This window comes from Bacillus sp. mrc49 (genome assembly GCF_002803435.1).
The window spans coordinates 1-4,927 of sequence record NZ_PHNG01000724.1 but is presented as its reverse complement, the minus strand read 5'-3'; the positions used below and the strand labels follow the sequence as shown (position 1 = coordinate 4,927).

Sequence of the window (4,927 nt, the reverse complement as noted above, 5' to 3'; positions counted from 1 at the left end):
GAAGTGTTTGTAAAACAAGCGGATCAAAAAAGCTGGGCTCCTAAGGAACCCAGCTTCTTACTATATGTCACCCCATCCCTTTTTATTTAACTAAGAGGACAGGCACAGGCGAATGCTGAACGATGTAATGGCTCACGCTGCCGAGGAATTCCTTGAATCCGCTTAATCCGCGGCTGCCCATGATGATAAGGTCACAGTTATGGGATTTTGCATGTTCCAATAAGGCCGTGATGGCAGACCCCTCGACGACAAATGTTTGGGAAGCATTCGGAATTTCCGATAATAGGGCTTCCGCTTTTCCTATCACTTCATTGCCATATTTGCGCATCGATTCTTCTATTTCCTGAAAGGCATTGCCGTAAATGTTTGATTTGATCGGTAGAGTAACAGCGTGAAGCACCTGCACTTCAATGGCCGGATCAAGCTTCGCTAACTCTATCGCCTTTTCTAAAGATTTAAGTGCCAATTCAGACTCATCATAAGCTACTAATATTTTTGAACAAATCATGATAATCCTTCCCTTCTATATAATGAATATACCCCTAGTATACCAGGTTGAATCTTCCATATAGTTTCATATAGTATAAATTTTGTGAATATTTATTGAAGTTTACGTTAACGTCAATGGTAAGATAAAGGTAAATAATCCCTTTGTAAAGTGTGGTTTTTAACATGTACACCATTTCTGAGTTAGCGCAAGAATTCGAATTGACGACAAGGACGCTCCGGTATTATGAGGAACTAGGCATGCTAAAGCCAAAGCGTACAGAATCAGGAAAAAGGGCGTATGGAAAGAAAGAGTATGCCCAACTCAAAATCATCATGCGTGGAAAAAAATATGGGTTCTCGTTAGCGGAAATAAAGGATATTGTCCTTTTGTTTGATGAGGACAGGACAGGCATCAAGCAATTGGAAAAAACGATTGACACGGCAGGACAGAAATTACACGAAATAAATGAGCGCATTAAAGAGTTGAATGAATTGAAAGAGGATTTTGAACAGATGATCCAAGGATTCAATAAAAACCTTCATGACTTGAAAATGAACGAAAACCTGGTCAGGTTACAAATTTAATATGGAAATTAGGTTTTGATGATGGAAAAAGATGAATATATATTCTAGACGAAACGAATGAGGTGAGGCATTTGGATATTCAAAAAACCATTGCAGCAGTGACAGGAGGAGCTTCAGGTCTCGGAGCGGCAGCTGTAAGAAATATCATTAAAAAAGGTGGAAAAGCGGTCATCCTCGATCTCTCGGAAGTAAATGGGGAAAAAATGGAGCAGGAATTGGGAAATTCAGTCCTGTTTGTCAAGACGGATGTAACGAGTGAAGAGAGTGTAAGCAGAGCGTTGGAAAAAGGCATGGAAAGATTCGGGAGCATTAATACGGTCATCAATTGTGCAGGCGTTGCGATAGCGCGGAAGGTCATCGGCAGAGAAGGCGCACATGAATTGGAAGCGTTCTCAAAAGTGGTAGCTATCAATTTGGTCGGTACATTCAATGTGATCCGTCTGGCTGCCCAAAAAATGGTCGAAAATGAACCGAACCAAGACGGCGAACGCGGGGTGATTATCAATACTGCATCGGTAGCTGCCTTTGAAGGGCAGATAGGACAAGCCGCCTATAGTGCCTCCAAAGGAGGAGTGGTTGGAATGACTTTGCCGATTGCCAGGGAGCTTGCCACAAAGGGGGTCCGTGTCGTATCGATAGCACCGGGCTTGTTCCATACACCAATGTTCGACTCATTGCCTGAAGAAGCGAGGTTGTCCCTTGGAAAAACCGTGCCGTTTCCTTCTCGGCTGGGATATCCCGATGAGTATGCAAAACTTACGGAAAGTATCATAACGAATCCGATGCTGAATGGAGAAACGATTAGGCTGGATGGGGCCATCCGGATGTCGCCTAGGTAAGTGTTGGGACCCTATTAATCTTTGAAAAAACCTTCCTCCAAAGGAAAGGGAGAACTCATAAAGCAAACAAAGGAGATAGACAAGATGAAACATCCATATTTGAATGAAGAGCATGAGATTTTTCGAAAATCATTCCGAAAGTTTTTAGAAAAAGAAGCGATCCCAAACTATGAGCGCTGGGAGGAAGAACGAATCATTCCTCGGTCATTTTGGATGAAAATGGGTGAGCAAGGCTTTTTATGTCCCGACCTTGGAGAAGAGTTCGGGGGTTCCGGGGGGGATTGGGGATTTGCGGTCATAATTAATGAAGAACTCGAAAGGGTTGGTTCTGGTTTCATTGGTTTCGGGCTTCACAGTGACATTACTGTTCCGTATATCACTGCCTATGGGAATGAATGGCAGAAGCAGCGCTGGCTTCCAAAATGTACAACAGGGGAAATCATTACGGCCATTGCCATGACGGAACCTGGAACAGGCTCTGACTTGGCCAATATCAAAACGACGGCGATTTTGGATGGAGATCATTACATTTTGAACGGGCAAAAGACATTCATCACCAATGGCATTCATTCGGATCTCGTCATCGTGGCATGCAAAACGGATCCCAATGCGGTTCCGAAGCACAAAGGCGTAAGCTTGGTCGTGGTTGAAAGGGATACACCAGGTTTTTCAAGAGGGAGAAAACTGAAGAAGCTTGGTTTGCACAGTCAGGATACAGCTGAACTTATTTTTGAGGATTGCCGGGTGCCGAAAGAAAATCTGCTTGGTGAAGAAGGCAAGGGTTTTACATATTTAATGGAAAAATTGCAGCAGGAACGCCTTGTCGTCGCCATTTGTGCCCAAACGGCATCAGAGGATATGCTTGACGATACGATTGAATATGTAAAAAGCAGGGAAGCATTCGGAAAATCCGTAAGCCAATTTCAAAATACTCAATTTAAGATTGCCGAAATGGCAACTGAAATTAAAATGGGCCGTGCTTTCCTTGATCAATTGATCTCCAACCATATGGCGGGGGAACAGGTCGTCACAGAGGTGTCGATGGCAAAATGGCGCTTGACCGAGACCGCCAGAAAAATATCCATTGAATGCATGCAGCTTCACGGCGGCTATGGATATATGGAGGAGTACAAGATTGCCAGAAGGTACAGGGACATTCCAGTGGCTAGCATCTATGCGGGAACAAATGAAATCATGAAGAAAATCATCGCTAAAAATCTTGGCCTTTAAAGGAAAACAGGATATGGAGGGGGAGCGTGCATATGCGCGAAGTGGTTATCGTAGAAGGGATTCGGACTCCAGTAGGCAGACGGAACGGTGTCTTGAAAGACATTCGCCCAGATGATCTGGCAGGGGAAGTATTGAAGAAGCTAATGGAAAAAGTGGATATTGATCCTGCCCTTGTCGATGATGTCATTTTAGGATGCGTTTCACAGTCTGGGGAGCAGGCCGGCGATATAGCTCGGGTTGCTGCATTGATTGCCGGGTATCCGATTGAGGTGCCGGGAACGACAATCGATCGTCAATGCGGTTCAAGTCAACAGGCCGTTCATTTTGCTTCCCAGGCCATCTTGTCGGGGGATATGGATGTAGTAGTGGCCGGCGGGGTCGAAAACATGTCCCGAGTCCCAATGGGTTCGAATTACCAAGGGGCAACAACGAGTCAAAAGTATTCAGACAGCTATGAGGTGATCAACCAAGGGATATCTGCTGAGAGGATAGCAAAGAAGTGGGGGATTACACGGGAGGATTGCGATCAATTTTCCGTTACGAGCCATGCCAAAGCGATACGTGCTCAAAAAGAAGGACATTTCGAACGTGAAATGATTTCCGTAATCGGTACCGATAAAGAAGGGAATCATCTTGAAGTTACGGAGGATCAAGGTCCTAGAAGCGGAACTACTCTGGAAGTACTCTCAGGCCTGAAGCCCGTTTTTCAAGAAAATGGGTTGATTCACGCAGGCAACTCAAGTCAGATCAGTGACGGTGCCGCCGCTTTATTATTGATGGAGCGCAGTAAAGCCGAAGAACTTGGCTTGAAACCCCGATTTAAGGTGCATACGAGGGTCGTCGTCGGCTCAGATCCCACGCTGATGCTGACCGGACCGATCCCCGCGACACAAAAAGCATTGGAAAAAGCGGGACTTTCCATTGATGATATCGATATTTTTGAAGTGAATGAGGCTTTTGCTCCTGTACCGATTGCGTGGCTTAAAGAAACCGGGGCGGATCCGAAGAAGCTGAATCCCAATGGCGGGGCAATTGCCTTAGGACATCCTCTTGGTGGCAGTGGTGCGCGGATCATGGTATCCATGATTCATGAGCTGGAAAGGACAGGAGGGCGCTATGGGCTGCAAACAATGTGTGAGGGACATGGGATGGCCAACGCCACGATCATTGAAAGATTGGATTGAAATGAAGCCTGCGATCATGAACATGGGTCATTTGCACGAAAGGCAAGCTGAAAAAGTGAAACAGCCGACTATCGCCAGACTGACGTAAGAGCTCGTTCTGTTGAGGGGTGGCTTAATTGAGGAGGAAATGATATGTCAGTAACGATTAAAAATATCTTTGATCAGACCGTTCAGAAATTCCCCATTAAAGAGGCTATCTACGACGTGAGAAGAAATATCCGCTACACGTATATTCAGTGGAATGACCAGGTGAATCGGTTGGCGGCTGCCTTGCAGGCGGAAGGCGTTCGAAAAGGCGACAGAGTCTCCACGTACCTCTATAACAATGAAGAGCTTGCCACTGCATTCTTTGCCTGCGCAAAAATCGGCGCAATCTTTAATCCAATCAACTTCCGCCTCATGCCGGAAGAAGTGGCCTTCATTTTAAATGATGCAGCACCAAAAGTCGTTTTATTCGAACGGGAATTGGAATCAGTGGTTGCGGCTATTGAAAAGCGATTCCCGGAAACGGGTTTCTGGTACATTGATGATGATGTGCCAGGTTATGCGAAAGGCTACCGCCAAAAATTGGCCAGCGTTTCATCTCAGCCGGCCGAAGTG

6 protein-coding genes are annotated in these 4,927 nt (G+C 45.5%); 5 read left to right on the top strand and 1 reads right to left on the bottom strand.

Going from position 1 to position 4,927, the window contains the following annotated elements; translation table 11 throughout:
- Positions 1-82 precede the first annotated feature (82 nt).
- Complete coding sequence (locus tag CVN76_RS21010) at positions 83-508, bottom strand: universal stress protein (protein WP_100530455.1); 426 nt, start codon at positions 506-508, stop codon at positions 83-85.
- A 164-nt stretch (positions 509-672) separates the two neighbouring features.
- Here CVN76_RS21010 and CVN76_RS21005 point away from each other — a divergent pair, with 164 nt between their 5' ends.
- The 5 genes from CVN76_RS21005 to CVN76_RS20985 all read left to right on the top strand — a co-directional run.
- Positions 673-1,074 carry a MerR family transcriptional regulator gene (locus tag CVN76_RS21005; protein WP_100532924.1) on the top strand — a complete coding sequence of 134 codons (402 nt, stop codon included), beginning with the start codon at positions 673-675 and terminating at the stop codon, positions 1,072-1,074.
- Positions 1,075-1,145: 71 nt separating this feature from the next.
- Complete coding sequence (locus CVN76_RS21000) at positions 1,146-1,913, top strand: 3-hydroxyacyl-CoA dehydrogenase (protein ID WP_100532923.1); 768 nt, start codon at positions 1,146-1,148, stop codon at positions 1,911-1,913.
- 84 nt (positions 1,914-1,997) lie between these two features.
- Entirely contained in the window at positions 1,998-3,143 is a 1,146-nt protein-coding gene (locus tag CVN76_RS20995; protein WP_100532922.1) for an acyl-CoA dehydrogenase family protein, read from the top strand.
- Between the two features lie 32 nt (positions 3,144-3,175).
- Positions 3,176-4,327: a thiolase family protein gene (locus tag CVN76_RS20990; protein ID WP_061142501.1), complete on the top strand. Its 1,152-nt coding sequence runs from the start codon at positions 3,176-3,178 to the stop codon at positions 4,325-4,327.
- Positions 4,328-4,459: 132 nt separating this feature from the next.
- Positions 4,460-4,927 (top strand): AMP-binding protein (locus CVN76_RS20985; protein ID WP_157805738.1); only part of this gene is annotated, 468 nt, incomplete at its 3' end.